Consider the following 20,216-nt stretch of genomic DNA (forward strand, 5'->3'; position numbering starts at 1 on the left):
GGCCATCCGATCCGGATGGCCCGCTTCTCTGTGTCCGGTCAACCCCGCCCGCTGCCCAGGGCCTTGCGGGCCGCGCTCGGCAGCGCGGGGCGGCCCTGACGGCCCGGGCGCTCGTCCTCGGAACGCTCCAGGCGCAGCGCCAGTTCGGGGCAGCGGCGTACGGCCAGCTGCGCGCGCGTGCGCAGGTGTACGGGCACCGACGCGTCCGCCAGCACCGGGTAGCCGTCCCGGCCCATCCGGATCAGCTCCGGCACGATGTCCGCGCACAGCCCGTGCCCCTTGCACAGGGTCCAGTCCACGGCCAGCTTCTCGCCGCTCGGGATGGACTCCTCGGCCTCCTGGTAGCCCGGTTCCGGCAGCGGCAGCACGCCGATCGTCGGACGCCCGCAGCCGCCGTGCAGCACGTGCGCGGCGAGATCGTCCGTGAACGCCGACAGCGTCGAGCCGAAGAAGCGCGCCGACCCGTCGGGGTGCTTGCACACGCCCCGGCCCTTCACCGCCTGCGTCACCTCGCGCAGCGCCTCCAGAGCGGCCGGTCCGCCGCCGTTCAGCACGTCCGACAGGCCCCCCGCCGCAGCCGGCAGGCCCAGTCGGCACGGGCCGCACTGGCCGGCCGTCTCCGCCGCCAGCCAGTTCGCCACCCGCTGCGCTTCACCCAGCGGACACGTCTCCGGGCCGATCGGCAGGATCGCGCCCGCCCCGAGGGAGCCGCCCACGGCTGCCAGGGACTCGCGCGAGACGACGGCGTTGTGCACGGCCATGGCGTCGATCCAGTTGCCGTGGTAGCCGCCCGTGAGGACGCCCTGGGGCTGCGGAGGGGCGCCGGCCATCTCCAGGACGTACCGCAGCGGGACGCCCGTCGGGACCTCCACCACCATGGGGCGGGCGACCGCGCCGGAGATCGTCAGCATGACCGTGCCGGGCTCGCTCTCCAGGCCGGTGTGGCCGTAGCGGCGGGCGCCGATCCTTCCCGCGACGGCCAGCTGCGCGAACGTCTCCGCGTTCGACAGGAGCGTCGGCGCGCCGCCCACGCCGGACTCGGCGGCCCGCTCGCGGCGGCCGGGCGGGATCGCCGGACCGCCGCTGGCCGCGCGGATCACGGAGGACGCCTCGCCGGAGACCATCCGTTCCGGAGTACGCACCACCCGCGCGCGCAGCTGCTGTCCGCGCCGGTCGGACAGGCCCCGCTCCGCCAGTGCGGCCCGGATGGAGATCTCCGTGGAGTTGCGGGTCACGGCGACGATCAGGGTGCGCGCGCCGAGCGCCTCGGCGGCCAGCAGGGCGCCGTCCAGGATGAGGTGCGGGGCGCGGTTGAGCAGGACCGTGTCCTTGCGGCAGGCCGGTTCGCCCTCGCTGCCGTTCACCACCACGACGGGCCGCACCCCGCGCCGTATCGCCGCCTTGGCGACCGCGCGCAGCTTCTTGCCGAAGGGGAAGCCCGCGCCGCCGCGGCCGCGCAGGGAGATCTCCTCGGCGAGCTGGGCCAGCCGCTCCCCGGGTATCGGTTCGAGCGGGCCGTGCACCTTGAGGTGCATCTGCAGGTCCAGCCGCTCGACCAGGTCGAAGCCCTGGGTCAGGTGCGGGAGGCCGACGACGCGGACTTCGGGGACGTCGGGGAGCGGGGTGTTCACGGGCGGTCTCCTGCGGGTGCGGTCCACGGTTCACCGGCCGTCGGGTACTGGAACGGGCCGGGAGCGGGCTCGGTGGAGCTGCTGTACGGGGGGGAGGGGGAAGAGGGGTACGAGACGGAGGAGGGGGACGGGTACGAGGGGGAGGAGGGGGACGGGTACGAGGGCGGTGCGGGGGACTGGGCGGGCGGTGGAGGGGACGGGGTCGGCCAGTACCCGGGCCGGGTCGCGGGCTCGTCGGAGACGACGGGCAGCTCCTCCGTCATGGGGATGCGCTCGGCGAACGGGATCTCCTGGGTGGGGAAGCCCTGGGTGCTCGCGTTGCCGAGGGAGACCGCGCGGTACCCGGCGGAGAGACCGGCCCCCGCGGCCGGCCGTTCCGCGGCGAGCGGGCCGTAGGCGGGAGCCGGGGACGGCGGGTCGAAGGAGCGCGGCGGCTGCGCGCGGCGACGCCGGCCGAAGGGCCGCTCGGAGTGACGCCCGGAGGGTCGTCCGGACGGCGAGAAGGAAGGGGAGGGGGAGGGGGACGGTTCGGGAGCGGGAGCGGGAGCGGCTGCCGCGCCGGGCAGCGGCGACACCGACAGGTCACGCCGGGCGGGCTCCGCGTCCGGCTGCGCGGCGCCCGGCCCGATCAACGCCAGCAGGCGTGCCGCCAGGCGGTCCTGTACGGGCCGGGGCAGCATCCGTACGGACACGGCCGCGGCGACGCCCGCGAGCGCCAGGCAGTACAGGGTGACCACCCAGGTGGCCGCCGGGCGGCCCGCGTACAGGCCGTGGATCAGCGCCGCGCACCAGGCCGGGTACGCCAGCATGTGCAGCGGTCGCCAGCGGGCGGCGATGCTGCCCCGTCCCGCGAGGGCGCTCCGGGCGGCACCGGTCGACGCGGCGATCACCATCAGCAGGCCCGCCAGGGACCCGAAGCCGATGAGCCCGTCCGAGCCGGAGAACCCGAGCCCGAAGGGGATGAGGGCCCCGATGAGCTGCGTGTGGCCCAGGGAGACCTTGACGGTGGCGTGCAGGAGGAGGAAGCCCAGGGAGGCGGCCGCCGTGCTCCGGTGGACGGCCTGGGCGATCAGCCGGTGACGGGTGGAGAGGAGCAGCCGGTCGGTGGCGATCAGACCCCATGCGACGGACGCGGTGAGCGACACCAGGGACAGCACGCCCGTGGTGAAGTCCAGGGCGGCGCGGAAACTGTCGCTCCCGCCCACCGCCAGCAGGGGTATGAGCACCACGGCCGCCACGGACAACCCGCCCTGCACCGGCCGGCTCATGCCGCCCTTCAGCGTGGGCGGTGATGAGCGGATCTTGCGATGAGGGTTCATGGGGAGCGACTCCAGTGGTGCGGAAAAGAGGTCCCGGAGCCGCATGCTAGGTCGACGCATACCCACCAGTACGAGGTTTGGGCCTTTATGGCTCGGAACATCGGCAACTGACTCTGGGGTTGCCCTGGATAGGGTTGATACGCGGAGTAACCGGAGGGGCTCCCCGTGGCCGGGGCGCGGTATTTCCGGCACGCACGCGGCACGCGCCCACACGGCGGAACCTCGGTGCGGCCCGTCCGGGCCCTGCGGTACCCTGGCGCCATGCGTGCCGTACGCCTTCTGCTTAGCGAGCCGCGCTGATCAGTCCCGACGGTTGATGAATCCGGTCGGAATCGGCGCGGCGTCCCCTCCTGTGCGAGGGGATTTTTCATTTCGTGGCAGAGACGATCGATGGAGCTTTAAGGATCATGAGCGAGACGAATTCTGCTGCCGAGGCAGCAGCCCCGCATCGTTACACGGCGGCCATGGCCGCCGACATCGAGGCACGCTGGCAGGACTTCTGGGACGCCGAGGGCACGTACGAGGCGCCGAACCCGAGCGGGGACCTGGCCGGTGACCAGGCCGTCGTCGCCCGCCCCAAGAAGTTCATCATGGACATGTTCCCGTACCCCTCGGGCGCGGGCCTGCACGTCGGGCACCCCCTGGGATACATCGCCACCGACGTCTACGCCCGCCACCAGCGCATGACCGGCCACAACGTCCTGCACACGCTGGGCTTCGACGCCTTCGGCCTGCCCGCCGAGCAGTACGCCGTCCAGACCGGCACCCACCCGCGCGTGTCGACCGAGGCGAACATCGAGAACATGAAGGTCCAGCTGCGCCGGCTGGGCCTGGGCCACGACAAGCGCCGGTCGTTCGCGACGATCGACCCGGACTACTACAAGTGGACCCAGTGGATCTTCCTGCAGATCTTCAACTCCTGGTACGACGAGGAGGCGAAGAAGGCCCGTCCGATCGCCGACCTGGTCGCCCAGTTCGAGAGCGGCGAGCGCGCCGTACCGGGCACCCCGGGCTCCACGCGCGCGTGGAGCGAGCTGACCGCCGCCGAGCGCGCCGACGTCCTGAGCGGCTACCGGCTGGCGTACGCCTCCGACGCGCCGGTCAACTGGTGCCCCGGCCTGGGCACCGTCCTGGCCAATGAAGAGGTGACGGCCGACGGCCGCTCCGAGCGCGGCAACTACCCCGTCTTCAAGGCGAAGCTGCGCCAGTGGAACATGCGCATCACCGCCTACGCCGACCGGCTGCTGGACGACCTGGACGCGCTGGACTGGCCCGAGGCCATCAAGCTGCAGCAGCGCAACTGGATCGGCCGCTCCGAGGGCGCACGCGTCGACTTCGCGGTCGGCGAGGACGCCATCACCGTCTTCACCACCCGCCCGGACACCCTGTTCGGGGCCACCTACATGGTGCTGGCGCCCGAGCACGAGCTGGTCGGCAAGATCGTCCCGGACGCGTGGCCCGCGGGCACCCACGCCCTGTGGACGGGCGGTCACGCGACCCCGGCTCTGGCCGTCGACGCCTACCGCAAGCAGGCCGCCGCCAAGTCGGACGTCGAGCGCCAGGCCGAGGCCAAGGAGAAGACCGGCGTCTTCACCGGCGCGTACGCCACCAACCCGGTCAGCGGCGAGCGGGTTCCCGTCTTCATCGCCGACTACGTCCTGATGGGCTACGGAACCGGCGCCATCATGGCCGTCCCGGCGCACGACAGCCGTGACTTCGCCTTCGCGCGCGCCTTCGACCTGCCCATGCGCTGTGTCGTCCAGCCCTCCGACGAGCGCGGCACCGACCCCTCCACGTGGGACGACGCCTTCGACTCCTACGACGCGAAGATCGTCAACTCGTCGAACGCCGACGTCTCGCTGGACGGCCTGGGCGTCGTCGAGGCCAAGGCCCGCATCACCGAGTGGCTGTCCGAGAAGGGCATCGGCGAAGGCACCGTCAACTTCCGGCTGCGCGACTGGCTGTTCAGCCGCCAGCGGTACTGGGGCGAGCCCTTCCCGATCGTCTACGACGAGGACGGCGTGGCCCACGCGCTGCCCGAGTCGATGCTGCCGCTGGAGCTGCCCGAGGTCGAGGACTACTCGCCGCGCACCTTCGACCCGGACGACGCCGACACCCAGCCCGAGACGCCGCTGTCGCGCAACGAGGACTGGGTCAACGTCACCCTGGACCTGGGCGACGGCCCGAAGAAGTACCGGCGCGAGACCAACACCATGCCCAACTGGGCCGGTTCCTGCTGGTACGAGCTGCGCTACCTGGACCCGCACAACGACTCCGCGCTGGTCGACCCGGCGATCGAGCAGTACTGGATGGGGCCCCGCGAGGGTCAGCCGCACGGCGGCGTCGACCTGTACGTGGGCGGCGCCGAGCACGCCGTACTGCACCTGCTGTACGCGCGGTTCTGGTCCAAGGTGCTGTACGACCTGGGCCACGTCTCGTCGGCCGAGCCCTTCCACAAGCTGTACAACCAGGGCATGATCCAGGCCTTCGTCTACCGGGACGCGCGCGGCATCGCCGTGCCGGCCGCCGAGGTCGAGGAGCGGGACGGCGCCTTCTGGTACCAGGGCGAGAAGGTCAGCCGCGTCCTGGGCAAGATGGGCAAGTCACTGAAGAACGCCGTCACTCCGGACGAGATCTGCGCCGAGTACGGCGCCGACACCCTGCGTCTGTACGAGATGGCCATGGGCCCGCTGGACGTCTCCCGCCCCTGGGACACGCGCGCGGTGGTGGGCCAGTACCGGCTGCTGCAGCGGCTGTGGCGCAACATCGTGGACGAGGCGACCGGCGAGGTCACCGTCGTCGACGCCGAGCCCGACGAGGACACGCTGCGCGCCCTGCACAAGGCGATCGACGGTGTGTCCCAGGACATGGCCGCGATGCGGTTCAACACGGCGATCGCCAAGGTCACCGAGCTGAACAACCACCTGACCAAGTCGGGCACCCCGGTGTCGCGTTCCGTCGCCGAGCGGCTGGTGCTGCTGATCGCGCCGCTGGCGCCGCACATCGCCGAGGAGCTGTGGCACCGGCTGGGCCACACCGACTCCGTGGTGCACCAGGACTTCCCGGTGGCCGACCCGGCGTACGTCGTGGACGAGACCGTGACCTGCGTGGTCCAGATCAAGGGCAAGGTCAAGGCGCGGCTGGAGGTCTCCCCGTCCATCACGGACGCCGAGCTGGAGGCGCTGGCCCTGGCCGACCCGGCGGTCGTCGCGGCGCTGGGCGGCGCGGACATCCGCAAGGTGATCGCGCGGGCGCCGAAGCTGGTGAACATCGTCCCGGCGTAGCCGTCCCGGCCTGAGGGCGATCCCGGGCACGGCGCCTGAGGGATTCCCTTACGGGCAGGTTGGGGGTTTCGATGGAACCCCCGACCTGCTTCTTCCGTTTACCGTGGAGGAACCACGGGCGCGAGCGTCCGGCACCGACACCAAGGGGACTTCATGGAAGCCGCGATCCTGATCCTGGCGCTGCTCTTCGTCGCCTTCGTCGCGCTGGGCGTGTACGTGACCGTCAAGGTGGTCAAGGGCGTCAAACGCGGCGTCGACCGCACGCTCACCCAGGCGCGGCGCACCGTGGAGGACACCACCCTGCGCGCCAAGAGCTACGGACCGGGCGGCGTCGTGGCCGAGCTGGCGCAGCTGCGGCTGTCGCTGCGCACCTCGATGCGGGCCACCCAGGAGGCGCTCGAGGCGGGCGCGCGCGAGGACGCCTCGCTCAAGGAGTCGCTGGAGCTGTTCCGCCGGCTCAGCGCGCACGGGCACGAGCTGGACGACGACCTGCGGCGCATGGAGCGGGACCCGGACCGGGCGAGGGTCGCCGAGCAGCTGCCGGGCCTGCGGGAGCGTACGCAGCGGATCACGCACTCGGCGGACTCCCTGCGGTGGGCGGCCCGGGACCGGGCACGGAGGTTCGCGGACGACGAGCTGGAGACGCTGAGCGCCCAGATCGACATCGAGGCGGGCGCGCTGCGGCACTGGTCGGCCGAGCCGTCGGCCTCCTCGTCGACCTCATCGGACTCGTCGGCGGGGCGGGCGGAGCAGGGTTGGCCGACGGAGGCCGAGGCGGAGGCGCAGGCGGACCGCGGCGCCGCGTCGGCGCAGGGCGAGCGGCCGGCGATCACGGCGCCCGACCCCCGGCAGTCGCACGTCTATTCATGGCAGAAGACGACCCGGCCCGAGACCACGAACTGACCCGAACCGAGCACGGCGGCGGGGGCGGACTGCCGTGCGGTGCCGCCTGCGGGTAACCTCCCGCTCATGTCCCGCCATGTCGCTATCGTCACCGATTCCACGGCCTACCTGCCGCCGCAGACGATGGAGCGGCACGGCATCACCGCGGTGCCGCTGACCGTCGTGCTCGGCGACCAGGCCCTCGAGGAGGGCACCGAGATCTCGGCCCGCTCCCTCGCCCTCGCCCTGCAGAAACGGCGCTCCGTGACCACGTCACGCCCGAGCCCCGAGACGTTCGCGGCGGCGTACCGGGCGGCCGCCGAGCGCGGCGCCGACGGGATCGTGTCGCTGCACCTGTCGGCCGAGTTCTCGGGCACGTACGACGCGGCCGGGCTGGCCGCGAAGGACGCGCCGGTGCCGGTGCGGGTGGTCGACACCGGCATGGTCGCCATGGCGCTCGGTTTCTGCGCCCTGGCCGCCGCCGAGGCGGCGGAGGCGGGCGGCACGCTGGACGACGCCGTCGCGGCCGCCGAGAAGCGGGCCGCCGGGACCTCCGCCTACTTCTACGTCGACACCCTCGACTACCTGCGCCGGGGCGGCCGCATCGGCGCGGCCCAGGCGTTGCTGGGCTCGGCGCTCGCCGTCAAGCCGCTGCTGGAGCTGGAGGGCGGCCGGATCGAGCTGCGCGAGAAGGTGCGCACGGCGTCGAAGGCCATCGCCAGGCTGGAGGAGATCGCCGCCGACCGGGCGGGCGCGAGCCGGGTGGACATCGCCGTGCACCACCTGGCGGCCCCGGAGCGGGCCGCCGCGCTGGCGGACCGGCTGCGCCGGCGCGTCCCCGACCTCGCCGAGCTGCACGTCAGCGAGGTGGGCGCGGTGATCGGAGCGCACACCGGGCCGGGGCTGCTGGGCGTGGTCGTCTCGTCCTGGTGACGGGGGCGGCCGCGGCCATCGCTCGTTCGGGTGGCCGGTTTTTCCACAACTCCTGGGTTATCCACCAATTTTGAGGCTGCTCGGCGGGTTCGGGCGTATGTGCGTACCGTGTGCGCCATGGCGAACCGAACACGCACAGTGACGAACTCTGCAGCGGTGTCGGCACCGGTGTCGTCGGCTCCGGCGTCGGCACCACTCTCGACACCCCTCTCGCCGCCGTTCTCGGCGCCGGCGACGAGCGGGCCCGGGCGGTTGCCGGGATCCGACGGGCGGACCCGTGCCCGCTCCCGTGCCCGCGCTCGTCCCCGCGGTCGGGTACGGCGGCGGGTCCGCGGCGGGCATACGGACGCGGTGCCGCGCCGGCGTGCGGACGCGCTCTTCGACGGCGCGGCGGCGTACGCGATGCCCCCGCCCCCGGAGGCCCCGTCAGCGGAACCGCCGGGCGCGGAGCGGCGGGGACACCGTGAGCGGTGGTGGCCGGCGCTGCGGGACCGGTTACCGCTGTGGCTGCAACTGCGGTGCGGGGTGGAGCCCAGGGCGCTCGCCGCGCTCGCGGTGGTCCTGGTCGTGGCGGCGCTCGTGGCCGGGCGGTACTTCTGGCTCGGACGGCCCGAGGCCGTGCGCGCTCCCGAGGTCGTCGGGGCGGCGGAACCGGCGGCCGCCGCGACGCCGGGAGCGACCGGTCCGCCGACGCCGACGGCGTCGTCCCCGCCCGTGATCGTCGATGTGAGCGGGAAGGTGCGCCGGCCCGGCGTGCTCCGGCTGCCCGCCGGGTCGCGGGTCGCCGACGCGCTGCACGCGGCGGGCGGTGTCCGGCCGGGCACGGACGTCTCCGGACTCAACCGGGCGCGCGTGCTGATGGACGGCGAGCAGGTGCTCGTGGGAATCACCCCGGCACCCGGTTCGGCACCCGGGCCGGGCCCCGCGGGTCTCGGCGGCCCCGCCGGCACCGCCGGTCAAGCGGGTGCGGCGGGCGCGGGGCCCCTCAGCCTCAACACCGCCACCGTCGAACAGCTGGACGCGCTGCCCGGTGTCGGGCCCGTACTGGCCCGGCACATCGTCGACTATCGCGCCCGGCACGGGGGCTTCCGGTCGGTCGGTGAGCTCCGCGAGGTCAACGGGATCGGCGACCGCCGGTTCGCGGACCTCCAGCCCCTGGTACGGCCATGACGCGCGCGACCGCCCCGGCCCGTGCACCGGTCCACGCCGCCTCCGGGCACCCGCTCGGGGCCGCCGACCCGCGCCAGGAGGAGCCTGCCGACCTGCGGCTCGTGCCCCCGGCCCTGGCCGCGTGGCTGGCTGCCGCCCTCGCGGTCGGTGCGCCGGGGTGGTGGACCCTCACGGGCGTGGCCGTCGGTGTCGCGGCGGCGCTGGGGCTGCTCGCGACCGTGACGGTACGTCGGCTGCGGCCCACCCGCCGGTCGCACGGCGGGCGGTGGCGGGCGAACGTCACCGCGTGCGCCGCCGTCCTGCTGTGCGGCGCCGCCGGCGCGGCATCGGCCGGGTTCCACGGGGCCGATCTGCGGCGGGGGCCACTGCCGGGACTCGCGCGGGAGTACGCGCGCGTCACCCTCGACGTCACGGTCACCTCCGACCCCCGCCCGGTACGGCACGACGGCGGCCCGGCCGGCACGCGCTGGGTCGTCCTGGACGGCGAGGCGACCCGCGTCGCGGTGACCGGCGGGGGCGTCACCAGGATCCGTACGCCCGTGCTGCTGATCGCGCCCCTCGAAGCCGGGTGGCAGCGGCTGCTGCCCTCCACCACGGCACGCGTGGCCGCGCGGCTGGCCCCGCCGTGGCGCACGGCGGACCGGTTCGCGGCCGTCGTCCGCGTCGGCACAGGGCCGCCGCGCGTGACCGGACCGCCGAGCGCGCTCCAGCGCACCGCCGGGAAGCTGCGCGCGGGGCTGCGCACGGCGACGGACGGGCTGGCGCCCGACGCCCGCGCGCTGCTGCCCGGACTGGTCGTCGGGGACACCTCCCGCATCCCGCCCGAGCTGTACGACGCGTTCCGGGCGACCGACCTCACCCATCTGCTCGCCGTGTCCGGCAGCAACCTCAGCGTCGCGCTGCTGCTGCTCATCGGCAGGCCGGGCTCGGCGCTGCGCGCGGAGCGCGGCGGGCTGGCGCCCCGGCTGGGGCTCGGGTTGCGGGCGACCGCGCTCATCGGCGGGATGCTCACGCTCGCCTTCGTCGTGGTCTGCCGGCCCGACCCGAGCGTGCTGCGCGCCGCCGCCTGCGGACTGATCACGCTGCTCGCCATCGGGACCGGGCGCCGCAGATCCCTCATCCCCGCGCTGGCCGCCGCCGTGCTGCTGCTGGTGCTGTACGACCCGTGGCTGGCGCGCAGTTACGGCTTCCTGCTCTCCGTGCTGGCGACCGGGGCGCTGCTCACCCTCGCCCCGCGGTGGAGCTCGGAGCTGCGGCGGCGCCGCGTGCCGCCGAGGATCGCGGAGGCGCTCGCCGCGACCGCGGCGGCCCAGGCCGTGTGCGCGCCCGTGGTGGCGGTCTTCGCGGCCCGGGTCAGCCTGGTGGCGATCCCCTGCAACCTCCTCGCCGAGATCGCCGTGGCCCCGGCGACCGTCCTCGGCTTCGCCGCGCTCGCCGCGGCGCCCGTGACGATGCCTTTGGCCCGGCTGCTCGCCGAGTGCGCGGGGTGGCCGGCCGGGTGGATCGCCTCCGTCGCCCGCGCCGGGGCCGCGCTGCCCGGCGCGGAGGCCGGCTGGCCGGGCGGCTGGCGGGGCGGACTGCTGCTCGCCGCCGCCACCGGAGCGGCCCTGCTGCTGGCCCGGCGGATTCCGCACCGCTCACCCGTGGCCGCCGCCTGCGCCGCGATGCTGCTGCTCGCGGTCGTGCGGCCGCCCCCGCTGACCCGGCTCGTCACCGGATGGCCGCCGCCGGGCTGGCTCTACGCGATGTGCGACGTGGGGCAAGGCGACGCGACGGTCCTCGCGGCGGGTCCGGGCGCGGCCGTGGTCGTGGACGCGGGACCCGACCCGCGGCCCGTCGACCGGTGCCTGAGCGACCTGGGCGTGAGCCGGGTACCGCTCGTGGTGCTCACCCACTTCCACGCCGACCATGTCGCCGGACTCCCCGGGGTGCTGCGGGGCCGCGAGGTCGGCGCCGTACAGACGACGGTCCTCCGGGAACCCGCGGGCCAAGCCGCGTTCGTGTACCGGACGGCCGGCGCCGCCGGGGTGCCCGTCATACCGGCGGCCCCGGGGGAGCGGCGCCGGACCGGCGCCCTGGAGTGGCGCGTGCTGTGGCCGGGCGCCTTCCCGGGACCGGACCCCGGGGAGCCGAACGATGCCAGCGTGACGCTGCTCGTCCGCACCGGGGCCCGGGGTTCCGGGGTGACCCTGCTGCTCCTCGGCGACCTGGAACCGCCCGCGCAGCGGGGCCTGTTGCGGGCCCACCCCGACCTGCCGCCGGTCGACGTGCTCAAGGTGGCCCACCATGGCTCGTCCCGGCAGGAGCCACGCCTGCTGGACCGCGTCCGGCCCCGGCTCGCCCTGGTGTCGGCCGGCCGGGACAACGACTACGGCCATCCCTCACCGCGTACGGTCGCCGCCCTGCGGGACGGGGGAGCGGTGGTGCTGCGCACCGACCGGGACGGCCCGATCGCGGTCACCGGCACAGGGCGGGACCTGCGGGCCACGGCCCGGAACCGGCATTGAACAATGGTCCCGTGAACGATGTGAGACATGTGCTGGTGCTGCCCGACCGGGATGCCGCGGAGGAGGCGGCCGAGGCGCTCGGCGACCGGTTCGGACTCGACGAGGAGCCGCAGTTGGTGCGGGACGCCCTGGCCGGCGAGGACGACGCTGAGGACGCGCAGTGGCTGGTGGTCGTCGAGGACCCGGACGGGCGGTTCCCGGCGGCCGAGCTGGACGCGTTCGCGGCGGAGTGGGACGGCTGGCGCGAGGAGCCGTAGATCGGCTTTTGCGTGAGGTGGCCGGGCGGAGACGGGTTGTCGGTGGCGCGTGCGATGCTGGTTCGCGATGGCCACCAGAAAGAACACGACCGACGATCCCCTCGCCCCCGTCACCCTCGCCGTGGGCCAGGAGGAGCTGCTCCTGGACCGCGCGGTGCAGCAGGTGGTGGCGGCCGCCCGCGCCGCCGACGCCGACACGGACGTCCGCGACCTCGCCGCCGACCAGCTCCAGCCGGGCATGCTCGCCGAGCTGACGAGTCCGTCGCTCTTCGCGGAGCGCAAGGTGCTGATCGTGCGGAACGCGCACGACCTCTCCGCCGAGTCGGTCAAGGACGTCAAGGCCTATCTCGGGGCGCCCGTCGAGGAGGACATCACCCTCGTGCTGGTCCACGCCGGCGGCGCCAAGGGCAAGGGCCTGCTCGACGCGGCGCGCAAGGCGGGGGCGCGCGAGGTCGCCTGCCCGAAGACCACCAAGCCCGCGGAGCGCCTGACGTTCGTACGCGGCGAGTTCCGCGCGCTGGGCAGGTCGGCGACGCCCGAGGCGTGCCAGGCGCTCGTCGACGCGATTGGCAGCGACCTGCGGGAGCTCGCCTCCGCGGTCTCGCAGCTCACCGCGGACGTCGAGGGCACGATCGACGAGGCGGTCGTCGGGCGGTACTACACCGGCCGTGCGGAGGCCTCCAGCTTCAACGTCGCCGACCGGGCGGTGGAGGGCCGGGCGGCCGAGGCCCTGGAGGCCCTGCGCTGGTCGCTCGCGACGGGCGTCGCACCCGTGCTCATCACCAGCGCGCTGGCCCAGGGCGTGCGCGCCATCGGCAAGCTGTCCTCGGCGCGGGGCGGCCGGCCCGCCGACCTCGCCCGCGAGCTCGGCATGCCGCCGTGGAAGATCGACCGCGTGCGGCAGCAGATGCGCGGCTGGACGCCGGACGGCGTGGCCGTGGCGCTGCGGGCGATCGCGGAGGCGGACGCCGGGGTCAAGGGCGGTGGGGACGATCCGGAGTACGCCCTTGAGAAAGCGGTCGTCACGATCGCCCGCGCGGCCCGCTCCCGCCGAGGCTGAGGCTGGGCTCCGGCGGAGCCCAGCGGCCACCGACGCCGGCACGCCGACGGGCCGACCCCCGCGCCCCCTGGTACGCCGAAGGCCCCGGCCGCGGTCCTGGGGAAGGACCGAGGCCGGGGCCTTCGGATCACGATGCTGGGGCCGTACCCGCGTGGCGAACGCAGGCCGCGTACGGTCCCGGGGTGCCGGTCGGGAGCGGATGAGAGGGCCCGCTTGGGTCCCTTCCGGCGGCTGATCCCGTGGGATCAGATGGAATCAAGAGCAGAGAGTTCAGCCCTGGAGGGAGGCAACCTTGGCAGCCAGCGCCGACTTCTTGTTGGCGGCGGCGTTCTTGTGGATGACACCCTTGGAGACGGCCTTGTCCAGCTTGCGGGCGGCCTCGCGAGCGGCCACGGTGGCCTTCTCGACGTCGCCCGCGGCGGCAGCCTCACGGGCCTTGCGGATCGCGGTCTTGAGCGACGACTTGACGGCCTTGTTGCGCAGGCGCGCCTTCTCGTTGGTCTTGTTCCGCTTGATCTGGGACTTGATGTTCGCCACGAAAGAGCCTTTGCAGGTTCGTAAGGATTTCTTAGAGGTGTGCCTCAACGCTGAGAGGGCTATGAGACACAGCTGCCCACGGTACCAGTCGTGCTCCGAGCGGCCCAAACCGAGCGCCCGTCCCCGTCCGTGGGACCATGGAACCTACGTATCGATCCGACGTCGACCCGAGCAGAGACGCCAGCGTCTCGAGAATCAGGACCCTGCGTGCCCGCGACCCCTACCCACGTGCCCGAGCCGAGCCGTACCGACCCGGCGCTGATCCGCAACTTCTGCATCATCGCGCACATCGACCACGGCAAGTCGACCCTCGCCGACCGGATGCTCCAGCTGACCGGTGTGGTCGAGCAGCGGCAGATGCGTGCTCAGTACCTCGACCGCATGGACATCGAGCGCGAGCGCGGCATCACGATCAAGTCCCAGGCTGTGCGTCTGCCGTGGGCCCCGACCACGGGCCCCGGTGAGGGAAGCACCCACATCCTCAACATGATCGACACCCCCGGCCACGTCGACTTCACGTACGAGGTGTCGCGGTCCCTGGCCGCCTGTGAGGGCACCGTCCTGCTCGTCGACGCCGCCCAGGGCATCGAGGCGCAGACCCTCGCCAACCTCTACCTCGCGATGGAGAACGACCTCACCATCGTCCCGGTGCTCAACAAGATCGACCTCCCGGCCGCCCAGCCGGAGAAGTTCGCCGAGGAGCTGGCGAACCTGGTCGGCTGCGAGCCCGACGACGTCCTGCGGGTGTCCGCCAAGACCGGTCTCGGCGTCGAGGCGCTGCTCGACCGCGTGGTCAAGGACGTTCCGGCGCCGGTCGGCGTCGCCGACGCCCCCGCCCGCGCGATGATCTTCGACTCGGTCTACGACTCGTACCGCGGTGTCGTGACGTACGTCCGTGTCATCGACGGACAGCTCAACAAGCGCGAGCGCATCCGCATGATGTCCACCGGCGCGACCCACGAGCTGCTGGAGATCGGCACCAACTCGCCCGAGATGCTCCCGGCGGACGGGCTCGGCGTCGGCGAGGTCGGGTACCTGATCACGGGTGTGAAGGACGTCCGGCAGTCCAAGGTCGGTGACACCATCACCACCCTGCACAAGGGCGCCACCGAGGCCCTCGGCGGCTACAAGGACCCCAAGCCGATGGTCTTCTCGGGTCTGTATCCGCTCGACGGCTCCGACTACCCCGAGCTGCGCGACGCCCTCGACAAGCTCCAGCTCAACGACGCCGCGCTCGTCTACGAGCCGGAGACCTCCGCCGCGCTCGGCTTCGGCTTCCGCGTCGGCTTCCTGGGCCTGCTCCACCTCGACGTGATCCGCGAGCGGCTGGAGCGCGAGTTCGGCCTCGACCTCATCGCCACCGCGCCCAACGTGGTCTACCGCGTCCTCATGGAGGACGGCACCGAGCACACGGTCACCAACCCGAGCGAGTTCCCCGAGGGCAAGATCAGCGAGGTGTACGAGCCGGTCGTACGCGCCACGATCCTCGCCCCCAGCGAGTTCATCGGCTCGATCATGGAGCTGTGCCAGACCCGCCGCGGCACGCTTCTCGGCATGGACTACCTCTCCGAGGACCGGGTCGAGATCCGCTACACCCTGCCCCTCGCCGAGATCGTCTTCGACTTCTTCGACCAGCTGAAGTCCAAGACGCGCGGGTACGCCTCCCTCGACTACGAGCCCACCGGCGAGCAGGCCTCCAGCCTCGTCAAGGTCGACATCCTGCTGCACGGCGACAAGGTCGACGCCTTCTCCGCCATCACGCACAAGGACGCGGCGTACGCGTACGGCGTGCGGCTCGTCGCCAAGCTGCGCGAGCTCATCCCGCGGCAGGCCTTCGAGGTGCCGATCCAGGCGGCCATCGGCTCCCGTGTCATCGCCCGCGAGACGATCCGCGCCATCCGCAAGGACGTCCTCGCCAAGTGCTACGGCGGTGACATCTCCCGTAAGCGGAAGCTGCTGGAGAAGCAGAAGGAAGGCAAGAAGCGGATGAAGATGGTCGGCTCCGTCGAGGTGCCGCAGGAGGCCTTCATCGCGGTGCTGTCGAGCGACGAGTCCGCGGGCGGCAAGACCAAGAAGTAACCGGAAGCAGCCGCCTGCGCGGGTACGTGCGCCAAAGCGCCCGTTCGGTTCACGGACGGGCGCTTTTGCGTGCCCGGGGATCGCACAGGTACTGCACAGTCGTTATGAACCGGGTATGAAGCGCCAGGCCGCAGCCCCTTACATGGCGGACGACTGCGCTCTAACCTGATCCCGCCCGAGGGTTACTCGTCAGTTAAACAACCATCCCGTCGTGCAGCCCTGCCGCAAGCCGCCGCCCGGAGGACGCCGTGAGCGACACAAAGACCCTGATCGAGAACCGGCCGCCCTCCGTGGCGACGCTCTTCCTGGAGCGCGTCGCGCAGACCCCGGACGCCGAGGCCTACCGCTACCCCGTCCCCGCGGCCTCCGGCCAGGGCCCCGACGACTGGAAGTCCCTCAGCTGGCAGCAGGCCGCCGACCGCGTGTACGCCATCGCCGCCGGCCTCATCGACCTCGGCGTCCAGCCGGAGGAGCGCGTCGCGCTCGCCTCCGCCACCCGCGTCGAGTGGATCCTCGCCGACCTCGGCGTGATGTGCGCCGGCGCGGCCACGACCACCGTCTACCCGCAGACGAACGCCGACGAGTCCGCGTACATCCTCGCCGACTCCGACAGCCGGGTCCTGATCGCCGAGGACGCCGCCCAGCTCGCCAAGGCCCGCGCCAAGCGCGCGGACCTGCCCCAGCTCGCCCACGTCGTCGTCATCGACGCCGCCGGGGTGGAGGCGGACGAGGCCGACCCCGAGGGCTGGGTGCTCTCCCTCGCCGACCTCGAAAAGCGCGGCAAGGCGTACCTCGACACGCACCCGGACGCCGTCGCGGAGCGGGTCGCGGCGATCACCGCCGACCAGCTCGCCACCCTCATCTACACCTCCGGCACCACCGGCCGCCCCAAGGGCGTACGGCTGCCGCACGACAACTGGTCGTACATGGCCAAGGCCATCGCCGCGACCGGCCTGATCACGGCCGACGACGTGCAGTACCTGTGGCTGCCGCTCGCGCACGTCTTCGGCAAGGTGCTGACCTCCGGCCAGATCGAGGTCGGGCACGTCACCGCCGTCGACGGCCGCGTCGACAAGATCATCGAGAACCTGCCGATCGTCCAGCCCACCTACATGGCCGCCGTGCCCCGCATCTTCGAGAAGGTCTACAACGGGGTCGCGGCCAAGGCGCGGGCCGGCGGCGGCGCCAAGTACAAGATCTTCAAGTGGGCGGCCGAGGTCGCGCGCGACTACGCCAAGGTCACCCAGGACAACTTCCGCCGCACCGGCACCGCCAGTGCCCCCTTCGGCCTCACCACCAAGCACAAGGTCGCCGACGCGCTCGTCTACACCAAGCTCCGCGACGCCTTCGGCGGCCGGCTGCGCGCCGCCATCTCCGGCTCGGCCGCCCTCGCGCCCGAGATCGGCTACTTCTTCTCCGGCGCCGGCATCCACATCCTGGAGGGGTACGGCCTGACGGAGTCCAGCGCCGCCAGCTTCGTCAACCCCGGCGAGGCGTACCGCACCGGTACGGTCGGCAAGCCGCTGCCCGGCACCGAGGTCCGCATCGCCGACGACGGCGAGATCCTGCTGCGCGGCCCCGGCATCATGGCGGGCTACCACGGCCTGCCGGAGAAGACCGCCGAGGTGCTGGAGCCGGACGGCTGGCTGCACACCGGCGACATCGGCGAGCTGTCGGTCGACGGCTACCTCCGCATCACCGACCGCAAGAAGGACCTCATCAAGACGTCCGGCGGCAAGTACATCGCGCCCGCCGAGGTGGAGGGCCAGTTCAAGGCGGTCTGCCCGTACGTCTCGAACATCCTCGTCCACGGCGCCGACCGGAACTACTGCACGGCGCTGATCGCCCTCGACGAGCCCGCCCTGCTCGGCTGGGCCGAGGAGCAGGGCCTGGGCGGCACGCCGTACGCCGACCTGGTGGCCAGGCCCGAGGTGAACCAGCTCGTGCAGGGCTATGTGGACCGGCTCAACGAGGGGCTGCAGCGCTGGCAGACCATCAAGAAGTTCCGGCTGCTCCCGCGCGACCTGGACATCGAGCACGGCGAGCTCACCCCGAGCCTCAAGCTGAAGCGGCCCGTCGTGGAGCGCGAGTACAAGCACCTGATCGAGGAGATGTACGAGGGCGTCAGGGAGGCGTGACCGGCGCTGCGGGCGCGGCGGGCGTGACCGGTGTGAACGTCCCCCGCCTCCGCTCGATCGCCGCCGCGGCCCGCAGGCACAGGTCCTCCCGGTACATCGCGCCGATGATCTGCACCCCCTGCGGCAGCCCGTCGGCGACGCCCACGGGCACCGTCACCGACGGCGTACCGACGAACGTGTTCGCCCGGCACAGCCGGAGCGCCGCCATCGTGCGGGCGTTGTCCGCCGCGGTGCCGTGCATGGTGTCGGGGAAGGGCGCCGGCTCGGTCGACACCGGCCCGAGGACGAGCGGGAACCGCTCGAAGAGCCGGGCCCAGTCGCGCTGGACGCTCAGGCGCACACCGGTGAGCCGGAGGTACTCCGCCAGGTCGACGGGCGGGTGCTCCTGAAGGGTGTACTCGACGTGCCGCCGGCTCTCCTCGGTGAGCAGGTCCCGCACCGCCGGCCACATCAGGGCGAACTCCGTGAAGATCAGCCCGTGGTACGCGTCGACGGCCTCGCCCAGCCTCGGCACCTCGGTCTCCTCCACCGCGTACCCGGCGTCCTCCAGCGCCGCGGCCGCCGCCTCCACACCCGCGCGCACATGCGGGTGGACGCCGTCCCCGCCCGGGTCGGTGACGACGCCGACCCGGACCGGGCGGCCGGGCGCCGGGGGCGGACCGTCGAGCGGGACCGGCACCGCACGCGGGTCCTGCGGATCGGCGCCGGCGAGGACCTCGTACACCAGCCGCAGGTCCGCGACCGAGCGCGCGAGCGGCGCGTCGACGGGGAAGAGCTGGGAGGACAGCGTCGGGTCCTGCGGGCCGATCCGGTGGTCGAGCGCGAACCTGCCGTACGAGGGCTTCAGCGCGGCCACGCCGTTGAACGCCGCCGGAACGCAGATCGATCCGCCCGAGTCGTTGCCGAGCCCGAGCGGCGCCATGCCGGTGGCGACCGCGACCCCGTCGCCTCCGCTGGTGCCCCCGGGCGTCCGGGCCGGGTCCCAGGGGTTGCGGGTGGCGCCGTACAGCGTGCTGACGGTGTGCATGCCCCCGATCGTCATGTCGGGCAGGTTGGTGCGGCCGACGGGTATCGCCCCCGCCCGGCGCAGCCGGCGCACCGGCGGCGCGTCCTCGGCGGGCACGAGACCGCGGAACCGCGGCACGCCGAACGTCGTCGCCGAGCCGGCGACGTGGATGTTCTCCTTCACCGTGAACGGCACGCCGGCCAGCGGGCCGAGCGGCTCGCCCGCGGCCCGTCGGCGGTCGGTGTCGCGCGCCGCGGCGCGGGCGCCGTCGGCGAGGACGTTCGTGACCGCGTTCACCTCGGGGTTGGCCGCGGCGATGCGCGCCAGGTGGGCTTCGGTGACGTCGAGGGCGCCGACCTCGCCGCCCGCGACGGCCTCCGCCAGTGCGGAGGCGTTCCACTTCCAGAGGTCCTGATGGCTGAGTTCCTGATCCATGCGACGGCGCGCCCCTCGGCTGCTCGTAGAGATACAATCTTGTATACAGATACAGGTCTGTATGTGGAGCGTGCCATCGACTTTCACGCGGTGCGCGCGGCGCGGCCGACGACGGAGGGCAGGGCAGAGCGGGGCATGGAACCACTACCGAAGCGACGCCTGACGCGCGAGGAGACCAGGCAACAGACGCGGGACCGCCTGCTGGCCGCCGCGGCCGAGCTGTTCGCCGAACGCGGCGTCAGCGGCACGCCCGTCGAGCAGATCGCCGAGCGGGCCGGCTTCAGCCGCGGTGCGTTCTACGGCAATTTCGACGACAAGAACGACCTCGTCCGCGAACTGCTCCTGCGCCGCACCCAGGCCGAATTGCGCGAAGTGCAGGCCATGGCCGCCGACGCGGCCTCCTTCGCCGAGGTGCTGGACCGGCTCCGCGCCTGGAACAGGGCGCGCGCCGAGCACCTCACCTCCTGGCTCTCCCTCCGCCTGGAACTCCTCCTCCACGCGCTGCGCAACCCCGAGCTGCGCGGGCCCCTCGCCGAGCGCGAAGAGCTCGCCCAGGGCGCCATCGGGGAGGGCATCCGGCAGGAACTGGCCCGGCGGGGCGTCGCCACCCCGCCCGCCGACCCGGCTTCCCTCGCCCTGATCGCCCACGCCCTGGAGGACGGCCTGCTGATCCAGCGGCTCCTGACCCCCGACCGGATCAGCGCCGAGGTGGTCGTCGACGCGGTCGAACTCCTCCTGGACTCCTGGGCCGCCCTCGGCGCCACCCCCGGGTAGAGCCGCCCTCCGAGGCGGGTTGCGCCGCTTTTCGTGTCCTTCCCGCGCCCACTTCGATGACTCGGCGCTTATGGGCGAGCTCGATCTGTCACTCTGTCGGTGTCCGATCCGGGAGCCGACGAGGAGAGCACGTGGGGTCCTTTCCAGCACAGCGGGCACAGCGGCCGCAGGCGCTCCAGCCCATGGATCCACTCGAGCCCATGG

The 20,216-nt window shown here is 73.1% G+C and carries 14 protein-coding genes; 10 read left to right on the plus strand and 4 right to left on the minus strand.

Annotated elements, in window-relative coordinates; genetic code table 11:
- Positions 1-38 precede the first annotated feature (38 nt).
- Positions 39-1,631 (minus strand): NADH-ubiquinone oxidoreductase-F iron-sulfur binding region domain-containing protein, encoded by a 1,593-nt coding sequence (locus ACIRNI_RS14215; RefSeq protein ID WP_403551368.1) that lies wholly within the window; start codon positions 1,629-1,631, stop codon positions 39-41.
- Positions 1,628-2,950 carry a hypothetical protein gene (locus ACIRNI_RS14220; RefSeq protein WP_403551369.1) on the minus strand — a complete coding sequence of 441 codons (1,323 nt, stop codon included), beginning with the start codon at positions 2,948-2,950 and terminating at the stop codon, positions 1,628-1,630. The genes ACIRNI_RS14215 and ACIRNI_RS14220 overlap by 4 nt, the downstream gene beginning before the upstream one ends.
- A gap of 407 nt (positions 2,951-3,357) precedes the next feature.
- Here ACIRNI_RS14220 and leuS point away from each other — a divergent pair, with 407 nt between their 5' ends.
- From leuS to holA, 7 genes are all read left to right on the plus strand, one after another.
- Positions 3,358-6,234 (plus strand): leucine--tRNA ligase, encoded by a 2,877-nt coding sequence (leuS, locus tag ACIRNI_RS14225; RefSeq protein WP_403551371.1) that lies wholly within the window; start codon positions 3,358-3,360, stop codon positions 6,232-6,234.
- A 153-nt stretch (positions 6,235-6,387) separates the two neighbouring features.
- Positions 6,388-7,137: a hypothetical protein gene (locus tag ACIRNI_RS14230; protein ID WP_403551373.1), complete on the plus strand. Its 750-nt coding sequence runs from the start codon at positions 6,388-6,390 to the stop codon at positions 7,135-7,137.
- Positions 7,138-7,203: 66 nt separating this feature from the next.
- The gene (locus ACIRNI_RS14235) at positions 7,204-8,049 is read left to right on the plus strand and encodes a DegV family protein (protein ID WP_403551375.1); all 846 of its coding nucleotides are present in this window, start codon (positions 7,204-7,206) and stop codon (positions 8,047-8,049) included.
- Positions 8,050-8,400: 351 nt separating this feature from the next.
- Positions 8,401-9,219 carry a helix-hairpin-helix domain-containing protein gene (locus tag ACIRNI_RS14240; RefSeq protein ID WP_403551377.1) on the plus strand — a complete coding sequence of 273 codons (819 nt, stop codon included), beginning with the start codon at positions 8,401-8,403 and terminating at the stop codon, positions 9,217-9,219.
- Positions 9,216-11,726: a ComEC/Rec2 family competence protein gene (locus tag ACIRNI_RS14245; RefSeq protein WP_403551379.1), complete on the plus strand. Its 2,511-nt coding sequence runs from the start codon at positions 9,216-9,218 to the stop codon at positions 11,724-11,726. Before ACIRNI_RS14240 ends, ACIRNI_RS14245 begins: the two co-directional genes overlap by 4 nt.
- Before the next feature lie 11 nt (positions 11,727-11,737).
- Positions 11,738-11,983 carry a hypothetical protein gene (locus tag ACIRNI_RS14250; RefSeq protein WP_355355947.1) on the plus strand — a complete coding sequence of 82 codons (246 nt, stop codon included), beginning with the start codon at positions 11,738-11,740 and terminating at the stop codon, positions 11,981-11,983.
- Between the two features lie 67 nt (positions 11,984-12,050).
- Positions 12,051-13,043 (plus strand): DNA polymerase III subunit delta, encoded by a 993-nt coding sequence (gene holA, locus ACIRNI_RS14255; protein WP_403551383.1) that lies wholly within the window; start codon positions 12,051-12,053, stop codon positions 13,041-13,043.
- A gap of 270 nt (positions 13,044-13,313) precedes the next feature.
- On the opposite strand, the gene rpsT is transcribed toward holA, so the two are convergent.
- Positions 13,314-13,580 (minus strand): 30S ribosomal protein S20, encoded by a 267-nt coding sequence (rpsT, locus tag ACIRNI_RS14260; RefSeq protein ID WP_355355943.1) that lies wholly within the window; start codon positions 13,578-13,580, stop codon positions 13,314-13,316.
- Positions 13,581-13,787: 207 nt separating this feature from the next.
- Here rpsT and lepA point away from each other — a divergent pair, with 207 nt between their 5' ends.
- Both lepA and ACIRNI_RS14270 read left to right on the plus strand, forming a co-directional pair.
- Entirely contained in the window at positions 13,788-15,659 is a 1,872-nt protein-coding gene (gene lepA / locus ACIRNI_RS14265; RefSeq protein WP_403551385.1) for a translation elongation factor 4, read from the plus strand.
- 248 nt (positions 15,660-15,907) lie between these two features.
- Entirely contained in the window at positions 15,908-17,797 is a 1,890-nt protein-coding gene (locus ACIRNI_RS14270) for an AMP-dependent synthetase/ligase (RefSeq protein WP_403551387.1), read from the plus strand.
- Here ACIRNI_RS14270 and ACIRNI_RS14275 read toward each other — a convergent pair.
- Entirely contained in the window at positions 17,784-19,238 is a 1,455-nt protein-coding gene (locus ACIRNI_RS14275; RefSeq protein WP_403551389.1) for an amidase, read from the minus strand. The genes ACIRNI_RS14270 and ACIRNI_RS14275 overlap by 14 nt on opposite strands.
- Positions 19,239-19,373: 135 nt before the next feature.
- Between ACIRNI_RS14275 and ACIRNI_RS14280 the strand changes: the two genes are divergently transcribed.
- Positions 19,374-20,012, plus strand: coding sequence for a TetR/AcrR family transcriptional regulator (locus tag ACIRNI_RS14280; RefSeq protein ID WP_403551391.1), 639 nt, complete (start codon positions 19,374-19,376; stop codon positions 20,010-20,012).
- Positions 20,013-20,216: the final 204 nt, after the last annotated feature.

It is taken from the genome of Streptomyces sp. NPDC093546 (genome assembly GCF_044765045.1).
In the GTDB taxonomy this organism is placed as follows: Bacteria; Actinomycetota; Actinomycetes; order Streptomycetales; family Streptomycetaceae; genus Streptomyces.